Annotated in this window: 15 protein-coding genes; 8 read left to right on the forward strand and 7 right to left on the reverse strand. The window is 72.0% G+C overall.

The annotated features are described in order from the left end of the window. On the reverse strand, nt 1-3,630 hold the full coding sequence (locus ACFYL4_RS04490) for a multifunctional oxoglutarate decarboxylase/oxoglutarate dehydrogenase thiamine pyrophosphate-binding subunit/dihydrolipoyllysine-residue succinyltransferase subunit (protein WP_357769504.1): 3,630 nt from the start codon (nt 3,628-3,630) through the stop codon (nt 1-3). A gap of 541 nt (nt 3,631-4,171) precedes the next feature. On the opposite strand from ACFYL4_RS04490, the gene ACFYL4_RS04495 reads away from it, so the two are divergent. Then, nucleotides 4,172-4,567, forward strand: a complete 396-nt coding sequence (locus ACFYL4_RS04495) for a BlaI/MecI/CopY family transcriptional regulator (RefSeq protein WP_357769502.1) — start codon at nt 4,172-4,174, stop codon at nt 4,565-4,567. Here the strand turns inward: ACFYL4_RS04495 and ACFYL4_RS04500 are convergent. Together ACFYL4_RS04500 and ACFYL4_RS04505 are read right to left on the reverse strand one after the other, a co-directional pair. Next, a complete protein-coding gene (locus tag ACFYL4_RS04500) occupies nt 4,553-5,776 on the reverse strand; it encodes an MFS transporter (RefSeq protein WP_357769501.1) in 1,224 nt (407 codons plus the stop codon). The genes ACFYL4_RS04495 and ACFYL4_RS04500 overlap by 15 nt on opposite strands. An 86-nt stretch (nt 5,777-5,862) precedes the next feature. Beyond that, nucleotides 5,863-6,951 carry a suppressor of fused domain protein gene (locus ACFYL4_RS04505; RefSeq protein ID WP_387516352.1) on the reverse strand — a complete coding sequence of 363 codons (1,089 nt, stop codon included), beginning with the start codon at nt 6,949-6,951 and terminating at the stop codon, nt 5,863-5,865. Nucleotides 6,952-7,166: 215 nt separating this feature from the next. Here ACFYL4_RS04505 and rlmN point away from each other — a divergent pair, with 215 nt between their 5' ends. Together rlmN and ACFYL4_RS04515 are read left to right on the forward strand one after the other, a co-directional pair. Continuing rightward, nucleotides 7,167-8,264, forward strand: coding sequence for a 23S rRNA (adenine(2503)-C(2))-methyltransferase RlmN (gene rlmN / locus ACFYL4_RS04510; RefSeq protein ID WP_387516354.1), 1,098 nt, complete (start codon nt 7,167-7,169; stop codon nt 8,262-8,264). Nucleotides 8,265-8,271: 7 nt separating this feature from the next. Further along, nucleotides 8,272-8,742, forward strand: a complete 471-nt coding sequence (locus ACFYL4_RS04515) for a hypothetical protein (RefSeq protein ID WP_387516356.1) — start codon at nt 8,272-8,274, stop codon at nt 8,740-8,742. Between the two features lie 12 nt (nt 8,743-8,754). Here ACFYL4_RS04515 and ACFYL4_RS04520 read toward each other — a convergent pair whose 3' ends face one another. Both ACFYL4_RS04520 and ACFYL4_RS04525 read right to left on the reverse strand, forming a co-directional pair. After that, nucleotides 8,755-9,372: a TetR/AcrR family transcriptional regulator gene (locus tag ACFYL4_RS04520; RefSeq protein WP_387516359.1), complete on the reverse strand. Its 618-nt coding sequence runs from the start codon at nt 9,370-9,372 to the stop codon at nt 8,755-8,757. Between the two features lie 4 nt (nt 9,373-9,376). Beyond that, complete coding sequence (locus ACFYL4_RS04525; protein ID WP_387516361.1) at nt 9,377-10,747, reverse strand: amidohydrolase family protein; 1,371 nt, start codon at nt 10,745-10,747, stop codon at nt 9,377-9,379. 151 nt (nt 10,748-10,898) lie between these two features. Here ACFYL4_RS04525 and ACFYL4_RS04530 point away from each other — a divergent pair, with 151 nt between their 5' ends. The 3 genes from ACFYL4_RS04530 (at nt 10,899) to ACFYL4_RS04540 (ending at nt 12,687) form a co-directional block, all read left to right on the forward strand. Continuing rightward, complete coding sequence (locus tag ACFYL4_RS04530; protein ID WP_357769494.1) at nt 10,899-11,207, forward strand: DUF4333 domain-containing protein; 309 nt, start codon at nt 10,899-10,901, stop codon at nt 11,205-11,207. Nucleotides 11,208-11,391: 184 nt separating this feature from the next. Next, on the forward strand, nt 11,392-12,204 hold the full coding sequence (locus ACFYL4_RS04535) for a carbon-nitrogen hydrolase family protein (RefSeq protein WP_357769492.1): 813 nt from the start codon (nt 11,392-11,394) through the stop codon (nt 12,202-12,204). A gap of 240 nt (nt 12,205-12,444) precedes the next feature. Beyond that, nucleotides 12,445-12,687: a hypothetical protein gene (locus ACFYL4_RS04540; protein ID WP_357769519.1), complete on the forward strand. Its 243-nt coding sequence runs from the start codon at nt 12,445-12,447 to the stop codon at nt 12,685-12,687. Between the two features lie 485 nt (nt 12,688-13,172). Here ACFYL4_RS04540 and ACFYL4_RS04545 read toward each other — a convergent pair whose 3' ends face one another. Together ACFYL4_RS04545 and ACFYL4_RS04550 are read right to left on the reverse strand one after the other, a co-directional pair. After that, entirely contained in the window at nt 13,173-14,681 is a 1,509-nt protein-coding gene (locus ACFYL4_RS04545) for a CoA-acylating methylmalonate-semialdehyde dehydrogenase (protein ID WP_357762214.1), read from the reverse strand. 23 nt (nt 14,682-14,704) lie between these two features. Beyond that, nucleotides 14,705-15,991 carry an aspartate aminotransferase family protein gene (locus tag ACFYL4_RS04550; protein ID WP_357762217.1) on the reverse strand — a complete coding sequence of 429 codons (1,287 nt, stop codon included), beginning with the start codon at nt 15,989-15,991 and terminating at the stop codon, nt 14,705-14,707. Nucleotides 15,992-16,174: 183 nt separating this feature from the next. Between ACFYL4_RS04550 and ACFYL4_RS04555 the strand changes: the two genes are divergently transcribed. Next, on the forward strand, nt 16,175-17,779 hold the full coding sequence (locus tag ACFYL4_RS04555) for a PucR family transcriptional regulator (protein WP_387516364.1): 1,605 nt from the start codon (nt 16,175-16,177) through the stop codon (nt 17,777-17,779). A gap of 189 nt (nt 17,780-17,968) precedes the next feature. After that, nucleotides 17,969-21,067, forward strand: a complete 3,099-nt coding sequence (locus tag ACFYL4_RS04560) for a DNA helicase (protein WP_387516366.1) — start codon at nt 17,969-17,971, stop codon at nt 21,065-21,067. Nucleotides 21,068-21,093 lie beyond the last annotated feature (26 nt).

The following is a 21,093-nucleotide window of genomic DNA, read 5'->3' on the forward strand; positions in this document are numbered from 1 at the left end:
CTACTCGGCGGGCGGGAACACCGTGTCCACCAGGGCACGCTGCTCGGCCTCGTGCCGCTTGGCCGAACCGGCCGCGGGCGAGGAGGAGGCCGGACGCGAGATCCGGGTGAACGGGCGGTCGAGCTGCTCGGAGAAGACCAGAGCGACGAAGGGCCACGGGCCCATGTTCGCGGGCTCCTCCTGGACCCACAGGACCTCGCCCGCGTTCGGGTAGGCCTTGAGCTGCTCGCGGATCTCCTCGATCGGCAGCGGGTAGAGCCGCTCCGCCCGGATGATGGCGGTGTGCTTGTCACCGCTCTTGCGGCGGGCCGCGTCCAGGTCGTAGTAGATCTTGCCCGAGCAGATGACCACGCGACGGACCTTGTCCGCCGAGATCGAGTCGTCCCCGATCAGCGGCTGGAAGTGGCCCGAGGTGAAGTCGTCGGCGGCCGAGGTGGCGGCCTTCAGACGCAGCATCGACTTGGGCGTGAACACCACCAGAGGACGCTCGATCGGCGACTTCGCCTGCCAGCGCAGCAGGTGGAAGTAGCTCGCCGGGGTGCTCGGCATCGCGACGGTCATGTTCTCCTGCGCGCACTGCTGGAGGAACCGCTCGATGCGGGCCGAGGAGTGGTCCGGGCCCTGGCCCTCGTAGCCGTGCGGCAGCAGCATGGTGACGCTGGAGCGCTGCCCCCACTTCTGCTCACCCGAGCTGATGTACTCGTCGATGACGGTCTGCGCGCCGTTGACGAAGTCACCGAACTGCGCCTCCCACATGACGAGGGAGTCCGGGCGGGTCAGCGAGTAGCCGTACTCGAAGCCCAGCGCCGCGTACTCGCTCAGCAGCGAGTCGTGGACGTGGAACTTCGTGGTGCCGTTGTCGAACTGCTTCAGCGGCGTGTAGGACTCGCCGGTGTCGCGGTCCATGATCGAGGCGTGGCGCTGACCGAAGGTGCCGCGACGGCTGTCCTGGCCGATCAGGCGGACCGGGTGGTCGTCCAGCAGCAGCGAGCCGAAGGCCAGCAGCTCGCCGGTGGCCCAGTCGATCGCGTCGGTCTCGACCATCGTGGCGCGGCGGGTCAGCTGGGGCGCCAGACGCGGGTGCGGCGTGAAGCCCTCGGGCATCGTCACCTGGGTGTCGATGATCCGCTTGACCGTCTCGGTGCTGATGGCCGTCTCGACCTTGGAGTGGTCCAGGCGCGCCTCGGTGAACACCTCGGGCTTGACCACGGCGCCCGGCTCGATCGGCTTCTTCTCGACCTCGCGGGTCTCGGTGAAGGCCCGCTCCAGCTCGGACTGGTAGTCGCGCAGGGCCTGCTCGGCCTCCTCCACCGTGATGTCGCCGCGCCCGACCAGGGACTCGGTGAACAGCTTGCGGGTGGAGCGCTTGGCGTCGATGACGTCGTACATCAGCGGCTGCGTGAACGCGGGGTTGTCGTTCTCGTTGTGACCGCGGCGCCGGTAGCAGACGAGGTCGATGACGACGTCCTTGTTGAACGCCTGACGGTAGGCGAAGGCCAGGTGCGCGACCCGGACCACGGCCTCGGGGTCGTCCCCGTTGACGTGGAAGATCGGAGCCTGGACCATCCGCGCGACGTCGGTGGCGTACACGCTGGAGCGGCTGTCGGTCGGCGAGGTGGTGAAGCCGACCTGGTTGTTCACGATGACGTGGACCGTGCCGCCGGTGCGGTAGCCCCGCAGCTGGGACAGGTTCAGCGTCTCCGCGACCACGCCCTGACCGGCGAAGGCCGCGTCACCGTGGATGAGGATGGGCAGCACGGTGAAACCGTGCGGGCCCTTGTCCAGCACGTCCTGCTTGGCGCGGACGATGCCCTCGGCGACCGGGTTGACCGTCTCCAGGTGGGACGGGTTCGCGGCCAGGGAGATCTGGATGGCGTCGCCGTCGCGGGTCTGGAAGGTGCCCTCGGTGCCCAGGTGGTACTTGACGTCACCGGAGCCGTGCGCGCTGCGCGGGTCGAGGTTGCCCTCGAACTCACCGAAGATCTGCCCGTAGGACTTACCGCAGATGTTGGCGAGGACGTTCAGGCGGCCGCGGTGGGCCATGCCGATGACGGCCTCGTCCAGCTCGGCCTTGGCGGCCTTGGAGATCACGCCGTCCAGCAGCGGGATCAGCGACTCGCCGCCCTCGAGGGAGAAGCGCTTCTGACCGACGTACTTGGTCTGGAGGAAGGTCTCGAAGGCCTCCGCGCTGTTGAGCCGGTGCAGGATGTGCAGCTGCTCGTCACGGTCGAGCTTCTCGTGCTCGCGCTCGACGTGCGACTGAATCCACTCCCGCTCCTCCGGGCTCTGGATGTGCATGTACTCGATACCCACCGTGCGGCAGTAGGTGTCGCGCAGCACGCCCAGCACGTCGCGCAGCTTCATGACCTGCTTGCCGCCGAAGCCCCCGGTGGGGAACTCGCGGTCCAGGTCCCAGAGGGTCAGGCCGTGCTCCAGCACGTCCAGGTCCGGGTGCTTGCGCTGCTCGTGGTCGAGCGGGTTGGTGTCGGCCATGAGGTGGCCGCGCACGCGGTAGGCGTGGATCAGCTCCTGGACCCGGGTGGTCTTGTCGAGCTGGGTCGCCTTGTTGACGTGGATGTCCTGGACCCAGCGCACCGGCTCGTACGGGATGCGCAGCGAGTTGAAGATCTCGTCGTAGAAACCGTCGTCGCCCAGCAGCAGCTGGTGGATGCGCCGCAGGAACTCGCCCGACTGGGCGCCCTGGATGATCCGGTGGTCATACGTCGAGGTGAGCGTCATGACCTTGCTGATGCCGAGCTCGCTCAGGGTGTCCTGCGACGCCCCCTGGAACTCGGCCGGGTACTCCATGGCCCCGACGCCGAGGATGGTGCCCTGGCCGGGCATCAGGCGCGGCACGGAGTGCACGGTGCCGATGCCGCCCGGGTTGGTCAGGCTGATCGTGGTGCCCTGGAAGTCCGGCACGCCCAGCTTGTTGTTGCGGGCCTTGCGGACCAGGTCCTCGTAGCCGCTCCAGAACTCGTTGAAGTCCATCTCGTCGGACTTCTTGATGGAGGGCACGACCAGCTGCCGGGTACCGTCCGGCTTCTGGAGGTCGATCGCCAGGCCGAAGTTCACGTGTTCGGGCTTGGCGACGCCGGGCTTGCCGTCGATCTCCGTGTAGGAGTGGTTCATCGCCGGCATGGCCTTGAGGGCCTTGACCATGGCGTAGCCGATGAGGTGGGTGAAGGAGACCTTCCCACCACGGCCGCGCCGGAGATGGTTGTTGATGACGATGCGGTTGTCGAACAGCAGCTTGACCGGCACCGCGCGCACGCTCGTCGCGGTGGGCAGGGTCAGGCTCGACTCCATGTTGGTCGCGGTGCGGGCGGGTGCTCCACGCAGCCGCTCCTCGTTGACCCGGAGTGCATCGTCGGTGTTCTTGGGTGCCGGGGCCGCGGCGGCCTTCTTCTTCGGCGCGGGTGCGGCGGGGGTCTTCTCGGGCTGCGCCTTTGCGGTCGCAGTGCCCCCACCCTTCCCGTTGGCCGAGTCCGCGGGCTTGTAGTCCGCGAAGAAGTTCCACCAAGCCTTGTCAACCGAATTCGGGTCGGTGAGGTACTTCTGGTAAAGCTCCTCGACCAGCCACTCGTTCGGGCCGAAATCTGTCAGGGGTTGAGACGCCTCAGACGACACGGCGGAGATCGCCCACTTCCGCAGCTCGCTTGTGAATGTTTAGGAAAGACGGGTGGCTGCTGGCAAGGCGGGCTCGAAGAAGCACGGAGTCGCTCCCCTTCGCAGGGGAGAATCTGACCTGGCCAGCACTCGTCGGATACAAGGCTACTTGTACCGGCCTCCCTGACGGGAACATCGGTGTAGTTGAAACTGGGAGATACCTAACAATCTTTCACACGAACCTTGTCGCTACGCGCTGGTCACTTTGCGCTGCGTGGTCAACATGGTGCGTTTGTTCGTGTTTGACGGGGTTTTCGGTGCGCGTTCCTGTGACCGCGACCGGTCGGGGTCGATGTGGCGCGCGCCACGTTCGCCCTCCGGCGCAGTGAGCAGCGCCACCGGAGAGCAACCGACGGCGACCGGCCGGTTCCGAGCCGTGAAACGCCGGTCGTCGTCGGGGGGCGGGCACGGATCTGCGCGCTCTTCTCCGTTCCGCCCCACGGCGACGGCGTCGATGCCTACGATCACCCCTACGAACGCGACAAGTCGGGTGGGGAGGACCATGAAGGGACTCGGAGAACTGGAGGCGGCCATCATGGGGGCGCTGTGGAGCGCGCGGGGCCCGCTCTCGGTCCGCGAGGTCCGGGACCACATGGTCTACGACCGCGAGGTCGCCTACACGACGGTCATGACCGTGGCCAACATCCTCTTCCACAAGGGGCTGGTGGACCGGGAGAAGGACGGGCGGGCCTGGGCCTACTGGGCCCGGGAGAGCCACGCCGAGTACACGGCCCGCGTCATGGGCGAGGTCCTGGAGACCGGCCCCGACCCCGGGGCGACCCTGCTGCGGTTCGTGGAGCGCTTCAGCGACGAGGACATGGCGCGGCTGCACCACGTCTTCCGCCAGGTGCGCGACCGGCGCGGCGGAGGCCGCACCCGCACCTCACCGACGCCGTAGCGCGCGCACGCTGGGGGCGGCCACCGCGGCGAGCGTGGCGGCCAGCGTCAGCCCCGCGACGATCAGCAGGGACCGCTGCACCCCGATCGCCTCGGCCACCGGGCCGATCGCGATCTGTCCCACCGGCATCGCCACGAACGACCCCAGGGCGTCGTAGGAGTACACCCGGGAGAGCCGCTCGGCCGGGACGTTCTCCTGCAACGACACCTCCCACGCCACGGTGAACTGCTCCACGGCCACCCCGCCCGCGAACATCGCGGCGAACAGCAGCGGCACCAGGGGGTCGGGCCCGGCCATCACGAAGAACGGCAGGGTCTGGAGCGTGACCAGGGCCGTTCCGTAGAACAGCGCCCGGTGCGGCTGCCAGCGCGCCGCCAGGACCCCGCCCACCACCAGCCCCACGCTGTTGGCGGCCATGAGCAGGCCCCACGTGGTGCGGCCGAACGTGTCGTCGGCGATTCCCGGGCCCAGCACCGACGTGACCGCCGACCACCCGGCGTTGACCACCATGAACTGCAACACGATGATCCACACCCACGGGCGGGCCACGAACTCGCTCCACCCGTCCGTGAGGTCGCGCAGCACCCCCCGGCTCCGCGCCGCCGTGGACGGCACCCGCAGGAAGAGGAAGACCGCCCCGGCGACCGCGAACAGCAGTGCGTCCACGGCGATCGCCCAGCCCGGACCGGCCAGGCCGACCACGACCCCGCCCAACGACATCCCGGCGAACATGCCCAGCTGTTTGGCGATCCCCGCCAGCGCGTTGGCCTGGCGCAGTAGCGCGGCGGGCACGGTCTGCGGGGTCAGCGCGGCGATCGCGGGCAGGTTGGCGGCGGCCGCCGCCCCGTTGAGCACGCTCAGCGCCACCATCAGCCCGAGGCTGGCCTGCCCGGTGAGCAGGGCCAGCGCCAACAGGGCCTGGGACACCGCGGCCAGCACGCAGGCGCCCCGGATCACCAGGGCGCGCGGCAACCGGTCGGCGAGCACGCCGCCGAACAGCAGGAGGGCCACGTTGGCGATCGACCGTGCCCCCACCACCAGGCCCACCTGGGCCAGGGAACCGGTCACGTCCAGGACGGCGAAGGCGAGGGCCACGTGGGCCATGCCGTTGCCGAAGAGCATCAACACCCGGCCGGTGACCAGGGTGCGGAAGGGAGCGTGGGCCAGGGGTGCCGTGATCCCGGGTCCGGGGCCGCTCGTGCCTGTCATCCGTTCCGCCCTCCACCGTGCCGACCCACCGGGGAACCCTCTCCGAGGCGGCGACGGGTGTCAACCGATTTTGACGGGACCGGCGCTCAGCGGCCGAGCACCCAGCTACGGCCCTCCGCGGCCAGTTTCTCCACCAGCGCGGCGCTGTCGTGCTCCTTGGCGAAGAGGTGCTCGGGGCGGGTGATCGGCACGATCCACAGCCACCGCACGGGGTCGCCCTGGAAGGACAGCCCGGAGGTGTCGGGCGGGACGCGCGCGGGATCGGTCACCAGCGGGCCCGGGTCCTCCAGGAGCAGGACCGCGCCCGCCCCGCCCCGCATGGAGCGGTCCTCGGGGTTGTCGAGCCACTTGACGGTGTGCCCGGTCCCGAACCAGGTGACCGCCCGCCAGGGGAACGCGCCGATCCACCGGAAGATCCGCGCGGCGTGGTGAGCGGGCAACGTGGTGGCCAGGGCCAGCTCCACCCGCGCGTGGTGCGAGGTGTCCGCCATGTAGCGGTCCAGGGTGGGCATCCGCTGCCCGCACATGCCCACGGTGGACAGCACCGTGAAGGGCCGCTCCGCCGAGGGCGGGCGCTCCGAGACCCGCAGCAGCGGCGGGTGCCCGTCGGAGACGTCCCAGTAGTGGCCGGGCTCGCCTACACGGCGGTTCAGGTGGCTGAGGACGGTCCGCTGCACGCTGCGCCAGGCCCCGGAGGCCCGCCGCCAGTCCCAGTAGGCCTCGGCGTGTACCACGCGCGGCCACAGCTGGTCGCGGACCGCGTCCAGCTCCCAGGCGTAGGCGCTGCGCCCGATGGCCTCGCGCGCGTAGCCGGGCAGGCCGCTGTCGGCCTCGGCCCAGCCCGGGATCACCGCGAGCAGGCCCTCCTCGTCCATGAGGGCCACCCCGTCGCCCTCCTCGAACCACACCGCGCGCAGGGCGCCGGGGTCGAAGCGGGGGCGGCCCTGCGGGTGCTTGGTGTGGGCCTCCGGCATCAGCGGGGCCCGGCCCCGGTGGAGGCCCGCCGAGCCGCTGGCGCGCGGGGCGGCCTCGTGGTTGGCCAACCACACCGGCACCCGCACCCGCTCCCGGGCGTCGAGCAGGTACGCGGCCGTGGTGTGGGAGTCGCACTCGATGACGACGCGACGGCTCTGGTAGGGACTGACCTCGTCCAGCAGGACGTCGATCTCGGTCACCGGCCCTCCCACGTGCCGACGTGCTGTCGTGTCGCTCGTGCCCGTCGGCCCGGGGCGGACCCGCCCGGCCCGTCCACGAGCTCAGTAGAATCGACGGTAGTGCCCTGATGGTCGGAGCAGCACCGCAGTCGCGTATAGGTCGTATAACGACCCGTGCCGTCACATCCCTCCCCGCACCGGGCGCAGACCACCGACTCCACTCCTTACGGATTCTTATGCCCGCCGAGCTCACTTTCGTCGCACCCCGCCGCGCCAAGCCGCCCCGGCACCTGGCCGACCTCAGCCCCGAAGAGCGGTTGGAGGTGGTCAGGGAGCTGGGCGAGAAGCCCTTCCGGGCCAAGCAGATCGCCAAGCACTACTACGGCGGGCTGGAGTCGGACACCTCGAAGATGACCGACCTCCCCGAGGCTTCCCGGGAACGGCTCGGAGAGGCGCTGCTCCCCACCCTGCTCACACCGGTGCGCCACATCACCTGTGACGACGGGATGACCCGCAAGACCCTGTGGAAGGCCTTCGACGGGGTGATGTTCGAGTCGGTGCTCATGCGGTACCCGGACCGCGTCACGCTGTGCATCTCCTCCCAGGCCGGGTGCGGCATGAACTGCCCGTTCTGCGCCACCGGCCAGGCGGGTCTCACCCGCAACCTCTCCACCGGCGAGATCGTCGACCAGGTCGTGGCCAGCGCCCGCGACCTGGCGCGCGGCGAGGTCGCGGGGGGCCCGGGGCGGATCAGCAACATCGTGTTCATGGGCATGGGCGAGCCCATGGCCAACTACAAGCGGGTCCTCCAGACCGTCCGCCAGATCACCGATCCGGTCCCCAATGGGCTGGGCATCTCCCAGCGCGGCGTGACCGTCTCCACGGTGGGTCTGGTCCCCGCGATCAACAAGCTCATCGACGAGAGGATGCAGGTCCGCCTGGCGATCTCCCTGCACGCCCCCGACGACGAGCTCCGTGACGAACTGGTGCCGATCAACACCCGGTGGAAGGTCGACGAGGTCCTGGACGCCGCCTGGCGCTACGCGGGGACCACCGGCCGCCGCGTGTCCATCGAGTACGCGCTGATCAAGGACATCAACGACCAGGCCTGGCGGGCCGACCTCCTCGGCAAGCTCCTCAAGGGCCACCTGGTGCACGTCAACCTGATCCCGCTCAACCCCACCCCGGGGTCGAAGTGGACCGCCTCGCGCCCCGAGGACGAGCGCGAGTTCGTCCGGCGCCTCCAGTCGCACGGCGTCTCGGTGACCGTCCGCGACACCCGGGGCCAGGAGATCGACGGCGCCTGCGGGCAGCTCGCCGCCGCCGAGAAGTAGCCCCGACGTGGTCGAGACCGCCCTGGCCTTCGCGGTGGCCACCGCGGCCGGGCTGGTCCCGCTCATCAACATCGAGCTGTACCTGCTGGGCGCCGTCGCCCTCCTGGACGACGGCGCCCTGGTGGCCATGGCCTTCGCCGCCGCCGTGGGCCAGACTCTGGGGAAGGTCCCGTACTACTACGTCGGCCGCGGGACCCTGTCCACACCGTGGCTGAGGCGACGGGCCGCCACCCCCGGAAAGTGGGCGGAGCGGATGGAGCGCTGGCGGGCCAGGGCGGAGACGCGCCCGGCCTGGGGCGCGGGACTGCTCGCCCTGAGCTCCTTCGCGAGCGTGCCCCCGTTCATGGTGGTCTCCGTGCTGGCCGGGGTGGTGCGCATGCACTTCGGACTGTTCTGCGCGGTCACCTTCGCCACCCGTTTCGCGCGCTTCCTCCTCCTGGTCCTGGCCCCGGCCTGGGCGATGTCGTTCCTGCCCTGAACCGGGCGGCCCTCAGCGTTCGGCCGGCGGTCCGTCATCACCGCCCACCAGCCGCCCCACCACCGGCCGCAGGTCGCGCAGGTGCGTCGTCGCGTCGAACCCGGTCTCCGTGGCCGCGCGGAGGAAGAGCGCGCCGATCAGGGTCTGAATCCAGGCGGCGGTGGCCCGCGCGCCCAGCACGGGTCGGCCGCGGCCCTCGCGGGCGACCCGGTCCAGCAGGTGGGTCAGGGCCTCCGACTCGGAGGCGCTGCCCGCCTCCAGCGCACGGGCCAGCTCGGGGTCGTGCTGGGCCTGGCGCAGCCCCTCCATCACCAGACCCGCCGACACCGGGCTCGCCACCGGAGCGGCCAGACGTTCCACCAGGTCCAGCAGGGAGGCCCGGGGGTCGGCGCCCTCGCGCGCCGCGGCCAGGTGCGCGGCGCCGTCGCCGTCGTCGTCGGTGAGCAGGGCCACCAGGATCGCGCGCTTGCTGGGGAAGTAGTGGAACAGTGTGCCGGAGCTGACCCCCGCGGCCTCGCGAATCCGCGCGGTGGAGGTGCCCTCCAGTCCGTGCGCGGCGAACAGCGGCGCCGCCGCCGTCATGATGTGTCGGCGTCGGGCCTGGTGCCGGGCGGGATCGACCTTGCGCATGGCCCTACCCTCGCACGACCTCGCGACCGTCCCGGTAGACCCCGACCACGTCGCGGACGCGGGTGATGTCGGTCAGCGGGTCCGCCCCGAGGACGAGCAGGTCGGCGGCGCGGCCCACCTCGATCGCTCCGATCCGGTCGGTGCCGAGCACCCGGGCGGCCCCGCTGGTCGCGGCCCGAAGCGCCCCGTCCGCGCCCAGGCCGCTCTCCGCCAGCAGTTCCAACTCCCGGTGCAGGCCGTCGCCGAAACGGACGCCGGGTACGGCGGCGTCGCTCCCGGCCACGATCCGGCCTCCGGCGGAGTGCAGCTCCGCCAGCCTCTCCCGGATCAGCCGGTGCTGCTCCGGGGACGCGGCCACCTCGGTGACGGCCAGGGTCGGGGTGACCGGGATGTCACGCTCGACCAGCGCGGTCAGCAGTTCCTCGGGCCAGCCGTCGAGGACGCCCCGGGCCTCCAGGTGTTCGAGCCCGTCGACTCCGGCGGCCAGGGCCTCGGCCAGGTCCGCCTCCGAACCCCAGTGGGCGGTCACGGTGAGTCCGTGCCCGTGCGCCTCGGCCACGACGGCCGTGAGGACCTCGGCGGGGATCGGGTCGAGTTCCAGGTGCCCGGCGTCACCGCGTTCCTGCACGACCTTGACCAGGTCCACCGGTTCGTCGCCGGTCGCGAGACGGCGTACGGCGGCGCGGGCCTCCTCGGGGGTGGACGGTAGTTCGACGGTGCCGGACCCGGCCTCCACGCCGAAGGTGACCACGGGGTGTCCTCCGGGGGTGGTGAACAGCGGCCCCGCAGTGTAGAGCCGTGGCCCCTCCAGTTCACCGTCGCGGAGCATCCGGCGCATCTGCGTGATCCAGGCGTGGTCGGACCCCAGGTCGCGCACGGTCGTCACGCCGTGTTCCAGCAGCGCCCGCCGGGCCGAGGGCGCGTAGCGGGCCATCTGGTAGACCACGCGCGGCATGTCGGTCAGGCCCGGTTCGTCCTCGGGTTCCTGTTGCGGGAACCCCAGGTGCACGTGGAGGTCGATCAGACCGGGCATGAGCGTGTGCCCGGACAGGTCCACGGTGCGGGCGTCCGAGGGGAGGGGGTCGCCGCCGTCCGTGATCCCGGTGATGACCCCGTCGGTGACCAGGACCGTCGTGTCCTGGCGGGGTTCCAGATCCTCGCCGACCAGCACGGTGGCCCCGGTCAGCGCGAGGACGCCCCGCTGCGGTTCCTCGCGCGGGCGGTACAGGGTGCCGAGGTAGTGGCCCACGGCCCCGGCCCCGCCGAGGAGGCCGACACCGCCCACCACCGTGAGCCCGCGCAGGAAGCGTCGCCGGGTCCCCTTCCGCCCGGAGTTCCCCGAACCCCGCTTCGTCGTGCCGTTCGCCTCGTCCATGCGCCGTCCCGGGGGGTTCGTTCATTAATAGACCGACTGGTCTGTCGATGTTAACGACCCGGAGCGCGTATCGGGGCGATTCCACCGGAACCCCGGCGACCCGGGCCGCGTCTCCTTCTGTGTACTGCCATCCAGAACCAAGGAGATCGCGATGCTCAACGTCGGACGCGGAAGTGTCGTCGCCGGGACGGCCCTGGGGGCTCTGGTCCTGGTCAGCGGCTGCTCCCTTCTCGGGGGCTCCGTGTCCGCGGACGAGGCCGCCCGGGTGTCGAGCGAGATGCTCGCCGAGCAGGTCGGTCAGGAGCCCGATGACTTCACCTGCGAGGACGACCTCCCCGCGGAGGAGGGCGCCGAGATTCGCTGTGAGCTCAGCGCCGGAGGTGAGACGCTCGGCGTGACCCTCACCGTGACCTCGGTCGACGGCGGGAACGTGGAGTGGGAGATCCAGGTCGACGAGTAGCCCCCGCCGGTACCGGGGGGCGGAGGACGCCCGGGGCGTGGAGGCGTCCCGGGCGGCCGCGTGCGTTCTCCCGCCGACGGTGTCGGCGGTGTACGCACGGGGGCCGCGTCGCGTGCGGGCGTACACTCGGGGCACGTTCGGGGCCGTCCCGCGGTCCGATCCCAGGTCACGAGGGGGAAGTTCGATGGTGCAGGTCGCGGTCGCCCAGTTCGCGCCGGGGCAGGACAAGGCCGAGAACCAGCGTGCGGTCGCGGAGCTCACCGCGCGGGCGGCCGCCCGGGGCGCGCGGGTGGTGCTGTTCCCCGAGTACGCGATGTTCACCGCTCCGCGCACGGACCACCGCTTCGTCGAGGCCGCCGAGCCACTGGACGGACCCTTCCTGGCCGACGCGGCGGACACGGCCCGCCGCGAGGGCGTCCACCTGGTGCTCGGGGTGAACGAGTCCGGCGGGGAGGGGGCCACGCACTTCACGAACACGCTGGTCGCGCTCTCCCCGGAGGGGAAGCGGGTCGCGCTCTACCGCAAGGTCCACCTCTACGACGCGTTCGGGGCGAGGGAGTCGGAGGTGGTCGCCCCCGGGCCGATCGACGCCCCGGAGACCTTCACCGTCGACGACGTGGTCTTCGGCCTCCAGACCTGTTACGACCTGCGATTTCCCGAGGTGACGCGGCGGATCGCCGACGCGGGGGCGCACGTGGTGCTGCTCGCCGCCCAGTGGGTTCCGGGTCCGCTGAAGGAGGACCACTGGCGCACGCTCGCCCGGGCCCGCGCGATCGAGAACACCGTCTACGTGGCCGCGTCGGGGCAGGCGGCGCCCACCGGCGCGGGCAACGGCATGGTGGTCGACCCGATGGGGACCGCGCTGGCCTCCCTGGGGGAGCAGACCTTCGAGGTGGCGACCGCGGAGGTTTCGGCCGCGCGGGTGGAAGCGGTTCGTGTCACCAACCCGGCACTGTCCCTGCGCCGTTTCTCGGTGGTTCCGCGCGTTCGGGACTGAGTCCCGGTCCGGTACGGGCCCGGAGATGTCTGACTCGTCCCCATTAGGCACCTCTGAGAACTGGGGTCTTCCCAGGGTTCGTCACTTAGGGTTATGCTTTCCATGCGCGGAGTGATTTAGATCGGTCCAGACCCTTCCAGGCGCCAAGAGCTTCTGATTCAATTAAGAGCCGGTAACTATCGGCCCGCCAGACTGTCCTAAACCACGGGGGGAGCAGGGACATTGCGCGGAACGAGCACGATGTGCGAACGGGACACGAGGCCTGACGGCGCGACCGAGGTCCACGTCTACGACCCGGGCTGGCTCAGCGGGGCGCAGTGCATGGGGGATGCCTGCGTCGTCTGCCACGCCAAGTGGCCGCGGCCCCGCCGGGTCCTGGGTGAACTGCCCGACGGCAGCCACGTGTACGGATGCGACGAGTGCGCGGGGATCATCGGCCACCAGCCGGTCGCCGCGGGCGGTTCGCTGATCGCGGTGCGCTAGGGCGTGTTCCGTTGATGCTTTCGGTTGGTTCGGCGCTTGCGCCGATCGACGCGAGCGGCCTCCAGGCAATCTCTCGCAAGACGAGGAGCGAAGCTGCCCCTACTGTGCTCTGCTCCGCAAGCTCCGCAGTGTCGCACAGCGGGGGCCCGCCCGGGTTTGGCTGTCCGAGCGAAGTCGGCGCAGCGAGAGGCAGCCTGGTGGTCGCGAGCCCGGAATGATCCGCGGAACACGCCCTAGGCGCACGGCGGTCGCAGACGGTCGCGCTCCGGGTCCAGGGGGAGTCGAGGACCCGGAGCGCTTCCGTAGACGCGCCCGCTTCCATGGGGAGGAGGGGAATTGAGCGCGTCTCTCCAGGATGGTCTAGGCGTGGCTCGCGCGGTCGCGGCCGCACCCCGCGAGGGGTGTCAGTGGACCACGATACTCCGTGTGGCCCGCCGTCGACCGTCAGTGAGAGACATCCGCCGGTTATTTCCCCTGGGCACCGGCTAACCGTTGGTAGGGAAGCCCAGGTCCACGCCGCCTTCGGGGCGCCGTCCCGGGTCGGTCCAGCGGGCCGTGACCGCCTTGGTCCGAGTGTAGAAGTGCACCCCCTCGGTGCCGTGCGCGTGCGAGTCACCGAACAGCGACTGCTTCCAGCCGCCGAAGGAGTAGTACGCCATCGGCACCGGGATGGGCACGTTGATCCCCACCATCCCCACCTCGACCTCGTTCTGGAACCGCCGCGCCGCCCCGCCGTCGTTGGTGAAGACGGCCGTCCCGTTCCCGTACGGGTTCTCGTTGACCAACCGGACCGCCTCGTCGTAGTCGCGCACGCGCAGCACGCTCAGCACCGGACCGAAGATCTCCTCGCGGTAGCAGGACATCGCGGGGGTGACGTGGTCCAGGACCGAGGGGCCCAGCCAGAAGCCGTCCGCCTCCCCGCCCAGGACCGGGTGCACCCTGCCGTCCACCGCCAGGGTCGCGCCCTCGCGCACGCCCGACTCCAGGAAGGACGCCACCCTGTCGCGGTGCTCACGGGTGACCAGCGGACCCATCTCGCTGCGCTCGTCGTCGCCGGGGCCGACCCGCAGCCGCGAGACGCGTTCGCGCACGCGCTCCAGCAGGTCGTCGGCGACCGACTCCACCACGGCCACCGCCGACACGGCCATGCAGCGTTCGCCCGCCGAGCCGAACCCGGCCGAGACCGCCGAGTCCGCCGCCAGGTCCAGGTCGGCGTCGGGCAGCACCACCATGTGGTTCTTCGCCCCGCCCAGCGCCTGGACGCGCTTGCCGTGCTCGGCGGCGGTGCGGTACACGTACCGCGCGATCGGGGTGGAGCCGACGAAGCTCACCGCCGCCACGTCCGGGTGCTCCAGGATCGCGTCCACCGCGGCCTTGTCCCCGTGCACGACGTTGAAGACCCCGTCGGGCAGCCCGGCCTCGGCCCACAGCTCGGCCAGGAGCACCGACGCGGACGGGTCCTTCTCGCTGGGCTTGAGCACGAACGTGTTTCCGCAGGCGATGGCCACCGGGAACATCCACATCGGCACCATGGCCGGGAAGTTGAACGGCGTGATGCCGCTGACCACGCCGAGCGGCTGGAGGATCGAGTAGGCGTCCACCCCCGTGGAGACGTTCTCGGAGTACCCGCCCTTGAGCAGGTGGGGGATGCCGCAGGCGAAGTCCACGACCTCCAGCCCCCGGGCGACCTCGCCCCGGGCGTCGGAGAGGACCTTGCCGTGCTCGGCGCTGACCGCCTCCGCGAGCCGCTCGCTGTTCGCGCTCAGTAGCTCCCGGAACCGGAACAGGACCTGGACCCGCCGCGACAGGGAGGTGTCGCGCCAGGCGGGGAAGGCCGCCCTGGCCGCGGCCACGGCGGCGCCGACCTCCTCGGGCCCGGCCAGGGCCACCGTTCCGGTGACCGCTCCGGTCGCCGGGTTGTGGATGTCGCCGGTCCGCCCGGCGGGGCCCTCGTGGGCGGCGCCGCCGATCCAGTGGGTGACGTGCTTGCTCATGCTTGCTCCTCCTGGGGCGGTCTTCAGGCCTGGGCGGCGACGGCGCGGACGGCGTCCAGCAGGAGGTCGCGGCCCTCGGCGGCCTCCTCGGTCGTCAGGGTCAGCGGCGGCGCCATCCGCAGCACGTTGCCGTGCACGCCGCCCTTGCCCACGAGCAGTCCCCGTTCGCGAGTGGCCTCCAGTACCTTCCCCGCCAGGGGCGAGGAGGGCGCGCCGGTGGCGGGGTCGGCCATCTCGATCGCGAACATCAGGCCCCTGCCGCGCACGTCCTTCACGCAGTCGAGTTCGCGCAGGGCCCGCAGGCCCTCGATCACGGTGGCTCCCTGGCGGAGGGCGTTGCCCTGGAGGTCGTGTTCCAGCACGTAGTCGAGGGTGGCCCCGGCCGCGGCCATCGACACGGGGTTGCCGCCGAAGGTGGCCACACCCAGCGCCGTCAGGCCGTCCATGAGGTCGCCGCGCGCCACCACACCGCCCACCGCGAAGCCGTTGCCGAGGCCCTTGGCGAAGGTCATGGCGTCCGGGGTGACCCCGTGGTTGCCGATCCCGAAGAAGCTGGTCCCGGTCCGGCCCCAGCCGGTCTGCACCTCGTCGGAGACGAAGAGGATGCCGTGTTCGTCGAGCACCTCCTTGTAGGCGGCGTACAGGCCGTCCGGGGGCATCGCGAACCCGCCCACGCCCTGGACGGGCTCGGCGATCAGACAGGCCACGCCGGGCGCAGCGGTGTCCAGGACCGCGCGCAGGTCGGCCACGCAGACGTCGACGTACTCCCGTTCGCTCAGGTGCCGGAACGCGGGGGCGGCGTGGTCGGTGCCGTGCAGGTAGTGCACGTTGAGGGGGGAGAGGGAGGAGTTCTTCCAGGCGCGGTTCCCGGTGACCGCGACGGTGCCGAAGGACCGCCCGTGGTAGCTGCCGCGCATCGCCAGCACCTCGTCGCTGCCGCGCGCGTGCGTGGCCAGGAGCAGGGCCGTCTCGTTGGCCTCGGTGCCGGAGTTGGTGAAGAACACCTTGGCGTCGGGGATGCCGGACAGGCGGGCGATCTTCTCGGCCAGTTCCACCTGCGAGCGGATGAGGTAGAGGGTGGAGGTGTGGACGACGCCCCTGGCCACCTGGCGTTCCACCGCCTCGCGGACCTCGGCGACGTCGTAACCGAGCATGTTGGTCACGATGCCGGTGAAGAAGTCCAGGTAGGTGCGGCCTTCGGCGTCCGTGACACGGGCGCCCTTTCCGCTCACGATCTCCAGCGGGGACTCGTAGTAGAGGGGCAACCAGGAGGGCATGACCGCGCGGTGGCGTGCAAGGAGTTCCGACATGACCCCAGTGTCCCCAGGGCCGCGGGGGTTGACCAGGACCACCATGTTGACAACATGCTGGCTGGGTTTACAGAGTGTAAAGAAGGGGGGTGGCGGCCGGACCGGGACTCACAGACCGGGCGGCTCGGCACGGTGTAAAGCAAACCGCCTTCGAACCTGACAGAGCGTCCTAGACTGTCGCCTGTGCTTCCCACCCTTGCCGAGGTCCTCCAGCTGCCCGCGCTCCAGAAGGCCCGGCCCCGAGTGGTGGCCGGCTCCGAGTACCTCGACGTCGCCGTGCGCTGGGTCCACATCGCCGAGGTCACCGACCTCGCCCACCTGTTGCGGGGCGGCGAACTGGTGCTCAGCACCGGCATCGCCATGCCCGACGACCCCCTCGCGCTGCGCCGCTACATCGAGGACATCGCCGACGCCGGAGTCAGCGGCATCGCCGTCGAACTCGGCCGCAAGTACCACGCCGAACTCCCCCCGGCCTTCCTCGAAGCCGCCCGCGACGCCCGAATCCCCGTGATCCTGCTCGACCGCGAGGCCCGCTTCGTGGAGATCACCGAGGCCGTGCACATCCGGGTGGTCAACGAGCAGCTGGAGGAACTGCGCGAGTCCGAGAAGCTGCACTCGGTCTTCACCCAGCTGTCCGTGGAGGGGGCCGACGTCGGGCAGATCCTGCACGAGGTGACCCAGCTCTCCGGCTGCCCGGTCGTGTTGGAGAACCTCGCCCACCAGGTCCTGGCCTGCGACCTCAACGGCGAGGACCCCGGAACCCTGCTCACCTCCTGGGAGAGCCGATCGCGCGCGATCCGCACCGGAACCCGGACCGTCCACGCGCCCGCCTCCGGCTGGCTCGTGACCACCGTCGGTGCCCGGGGTCAGGACTGGGGGCGGCTCATCCTGATCGTCGGCGCCGGCCCGACCGGGCGCCAGACCGTGCTCATTGAACGCGCCGCCACCACACTGGCCCTCGGCCGCCTGCTCGAACGCCACCAGGAGAGCCTGGAACGCCAGACCCACCGCACGATCATCGCGGGCATCATCGACCGCGCGTACTCCGATCCGGAGGAGGCCCTCGTCCGGGCCCGCGCCGTTGGGGTGACCCTGCACAACCGGGAGATGGTCGGCCTGGTCCTGCGGCTGCGTGAGAGCGGCACCGGCCTGGCCGCGCAGGCCCGCCTCTCCGACACCGCCGAGGGCGCCGCCCGGGCCTGTCGGGAGCTGCGCCTGCCCGCGCTGGTGGGCTCCCTCGACGACCTGCGCGTGGGTATCCTGCTGGCCCTGCCGGACCGCAGACGGCTGGACGCCACCCTGCACCTGCTCGCGGACCGGTTGCGCGGCGCCGTGGGCGACGCCGCGGTCCTCGCCGTCGGGTCGGCCGCCGACGACGTGCGTGAGGTCCGACGTTCGTTCCTCGAGGCCCGCCAGGTCGGGGACGTGGCGATCAAGCAGAGCGACCGGCGCCCCTTCTACCGGCTGCCCGACCTGCACCTGCGCGGGCTGCTGCACCTGTTCCGGGACGACGAGCGCCTCCAGACCTACGTGGAGCGCGAGCTCGGCCCGCTCCTGGACCACGACGCCCGGCACGGAGGCGACCTCGCGGACATGCTCCGGCACTACCTCGGGGCGGGGCGCAACAAGGCGCTGGCCGCGAGCCGGGCCCACCTGTCCCGGCCCGCGTTCTACGAACGGCTGCGCCGGATCTCCAACGTGCTCGACACCGACCTGGAGTCGGTCGAGACCTGCCTGTCGCTGCACGTGGCCCTGCTGTCCCTGGACTCGCTGCGGGACCAGCGCTGACGGGGGCGGGGCCGAACACCCGCAGGGAGCCCGGCCCGGGTACGGGAGTTCGGGCCGGTCACCCTCGAGCCGACGCGTGCCGGTTCCGGCGTTCTCCGGGCGGGGACGCGGACGATGCACCAGAATGGGCCCTTGACAGCGGGGGGTAGCCGGTCGACCACGAGGGGTCGGCGGTGGTCAGGGGGAGTCGTGAGGTCGTTACGGGACGATGAGCAGGTCGGTGGCCTCGGGTACTACCCGGCCACCGGACGACCGCCGGCCGACGGTGGTCGACCGGCGGCCGGAGCCGGGTCCACGCCCGTGCGCTGGGCGCTGCGGGCGGACCGGGGCGACGTCCGCTCCTACCTGGCCTACCTGAGGTCCTGCCTGCGCCGTGAGGCGGTGCTCTCCCACACGGTGCGCGCCGAACTCCTGGAGAGCGACGCCTGTGTCTGCCTGCCCGCCGGGCCCGAACTCCTGTTCAGCGGGGCCCGGGACACCCTGCCCCCGCACCCCGGGAGCGCCGGGGTGGCGCACCTGGCCGCACGCCGCGGTCAGGCACTGCGGTACGGCTACCCCCTGGTCATCCTGGGGGAGGGGGCCGAACGCGCGGCACTGCCCCTGCTCACCGTGGACCTGCGTGTCACGGGCGCGGGGGAGGCGGGGGGCGGTCGGCCGGGCGCGCAGCCGGGGCCCCGGCTGCGGGCCGTGGGCAGGCCCGACGTCAACACCGCGCTCCTGACCCGACTGGGTGTCACCGATCCGGAGGACCTCTTCGAACTGCGCGCCAGGCTGCGCTCCGACGCCCCCGACCCCGCCCACCGGCCCGCCGCCGTCGCCGACCTCGCCGCCAAGGTGCGCACCCTGCTCACCCGGCTGGAGATCGAACGGATCGACGACATCGCGCCGTTGGGCACCCGCGGCCGACCCCACCCGCTCGTCGCCGGAGCGCACAACACCGCCGTGCTCTTCCGCGCCGGCCCTTTGGGCGCGAACACCCGGGCCGACGGCACACCGTGCGGGGCGGAGGCCGTCCTGGCCGACCTCGACCCCACCGACCGCGACGGGATCGACCCGGCCGCCGTCCCCGGCACCGCGCTGGAGTCCCTGCTCGGCGGCGCGCCGCCCACCGCGCCCCGCGCCACCGGGGCGGCCGAGGCCTGGCCGGTCCCCGAACCGCTCCTCCGGCGCGCTCGCGGGCACCGGGCGGGTCACGGGGAACACGACCACGCGCCCGCCCCCGTCCCCGTCTCCGCCACGGACCTCAGCCAGTCCCAGTACGCGGTCCTGCGCGCCGCGATGCGCGAACAGCTCACCGCCGTGGCCGCCCCGCCCGGCAGCGGGGTGCCCGAGCTGGTCGACTCCCTGGTGCGCACCGCCGTCACCAGTGGGCAGCGGGTCCTGGTGTGCGGTCGCTCCGAGGACGACCTCGACGCGGTCCTGGCCCGGGCCGACGCCGCCCCCGCGCACCCGGTCGTGCGTGTGGACGCACCGCACGGGCGCGCCGCCGAACAGCGCCAGCTCACCCACCTGCTCGCACGCCACACCGGCACCCGGGAGCTCGCGGCACCGCCCCCTCCGGGGGGAGAGGGGGCCGGTCACCGCGACGAGTTGGCCGCCGCCTGGAACCGGATACGCCGGGTCTGGGCGGCCATGGACACCCTCGCGGCCGACGGACACGTGCTCGCCGGACTGGCCGAGGAGCGCGGGCGCGCCATCGCCCGGGGGTGGTCGCCCGACGCCCTCTTCACCCTCGAGCACGGGGGCCCCGAGTACTGGCTGCACCGGGCCGAACGCGCGTCGGCGGGCGGCCTGGGCGGCCTGGGGCACCGGGCGGCCGTCCGGCGTGAACTGGGAGTGGCCACCGACCCCGAGGGACTCGACCAGCTGTGCTCCGTGGCCCGTCTGGAGAGCGAGTGGCGCGAGGCGGTGGACCGCAGGACCCGGTGCGCGCCGCTGAACGAGCTCACCGAGGAACTGGCCGACGCCTGGTCGGCGCACCGTGGGGCCAGCGCCGCCTGCCTGGCCTCGGCCACCGTCCCGCGGCTCCTTCGGGGCCGTACCGCCGTCGAGAACCGGGTGGAGGCGCTCAACTGGCACCACGGCGGCTGGACCGGGGCGGCCTCTCTCCTCGACGCCCTGCCCGTGTGGGCCTGCCGCACCGACCGGGCCCGGACCCTGCCGTCCGAGGCCGGGACGTTCGACCTGGTCGTCGTGCTCGGCGCCGAACGGACCCCGGTCAGCGAGCTTCTTCCGGTGCTCTACCGGGCGAGCCGCGCGGTGGTGGTGGGCGACCCCGCCCACCCCGGTCCGGCCAGTGTCATGGAACCGGAGGAGGAGCGGCGGGCCCTGGCCGCCGCCGGACTGGCCGCGGACCAGCTGGACGAACGCGCGCTGCGGTACGGCGCGGGCTCGGCGCTGCGGGCCGCGCGTGCGGCGGCCCCGCCCGCGCTCTGGTTGGACGAACACGAGGGAGCCCCCGAGGACCTCGGCTCGGCCGCCTCACGCCACTGCTACGGCGGACGGCTCGTCGTGACCGGTCCGCCCCGGGGCGGCGGGGGGCCCGTGTTCGAGTGGCGCGACGTCGAGGGAGAGTGCGAGGCGGCGCCCGGTTCGTCCTACGTCAACCGTGAGGAGGCGTACCGGGTGGCCGTGGTCGTGGCCGAACTCGACCGCGACCTGCCCGAGGACAGCGACGTGGCGGTGGTGGCGCCCCTGCAACCGCAGGTGGCGCTGGTGCGCCGCCTGCTGCGCCAGCGCGACCTGCGGCACCGGGTCCGCGTCGGCGGCCCCGACCTGCTGGACTCCGACTCCGCGCGCGCCGACGTCACCGTGCTCTCCCCGATGCTCTCCTCCGGCGCCCCCGCCATCGCGGAGCGCAGGGTGCGCCAGGCGACCCACCTGTGGTCGTCGCTGCTCACCCGGACCCGGAACCGCCTCCTGGTGGTGGGGGACCGGTCGCACTGGTCCGGCGGCGAGGGCCCTCTCGGGGAGCTCCTCGCCGGACCCGGCCGTCCCGCTTCCACCCCGGCCTCCGCCGCCCTGGCGGACGCCCTGCGCGCGGCCGGGGCGGCGGTGGAGGCGGGCCGTCGCGTCCACGGCTGGACCGCCGACCTGGTGGTCGGCTACGGTGCGCGTCGCGTGGTCCTGCTGCTCGACGACGCACCGGACGGCCCGGCCCTGCGCCGCCTCCTCACCAGGGGTGACGCGCTCAACGAGGCCACCGACGACCTCGTGGTGGTCGTTCCCGCCTGGCGCTGCCTGACCGACCCGCGAGCCCTGGTGGAGGAGATCCTGTCCGCCCGCTGAACCCGGCATCCCCGTCATCGGCTGCC

The sequence above is a fragment of the Nocardiopsis sp. NPDC006938 genome, from assembly GCF_042869555.1.
Lineage (GTDB): Bacteria > Actinomycetota > Actinomycetes > Streptosporangiales > Streptosporangiaceae > Nocardiopsis.

Excerpts from the sequence above, each read along its gene's own strand:
- rlmN (WP_387516354.1), top strand. The coding sequence starts at position 7,167 with ATGCCCGCCGAGCTCACTTTCGTCGCACCCCGCCGCGCCAAGCCGCCC.
- ACFYL4_RS04545 (WP_357762214.1), bottom strand. The coding sequence starts at position 14,681 with ATGAGCAAGCACGTCACCCACTGGATCGGCGGCGCCGCCCACGAGGGC.
- ACFYL4_RS04550 (WP_357762217.1), bottom strand. The coding sequence starts at position 15,991 with ATGTCGGAACTCCTTGCACGCCACCGCGCGGTCATGCCCTCCTGGTTG.
- ACFYL4_RS04530 (WP_357769494.1), top strand. The coding sequence starts at position 10,899 with ATGCTCAACGTCGGACGCGGAAGTGTCGTCGCCGGGACGGCCCTGGGG.
- ACFYL4_RS04535 (WP_357769492.1), top strand. The coding sequence starts at position 11,392 with ATGGTGCAGGTCGCGGTCGCCCAGTTCGCGCCGGGGCAGGACAAGGCC.
- ACFYL4_RS04495 (WP_357769502.1), top strand. The coding sequence starts at position 4,172 with ATGAAGGGACTCGGAGAACTGGAGGCGGCCATCATGGGGGCGCTGTGG.
- ACFYL4_RS04500 (WP_357769501.1), bottom strand. The coding sequence starts at position 5,776 with ATGACAGGCACGAGCGGCCCCGGACCCGGGATCACGGCACCCCTGGCC.
- ACFYL4_RS04525 (WP_387516361.1), bottom strand. The coding sequence starts at position 10,747 with ATGGACGAGGCGAACGGCACGACGAAGCGGGGTTCGGGGAACTCCGGG.
- ACFYL4_RS04540 (WP_357769519.1), top strand. The coding sequence starts at position 12,445 with ATGTGCGAACGGGACACGAGGCCTGACGGCGCGACCGAGGTCCACGTC.
- ACFYL4_RS04520 (WP_387516359.1), bottom strand. The coding sequence starts at position 9,372 with ATGCGCAAGGTCGATCCCGCCCGGCACCAGGCCCGACGCCGACACATC.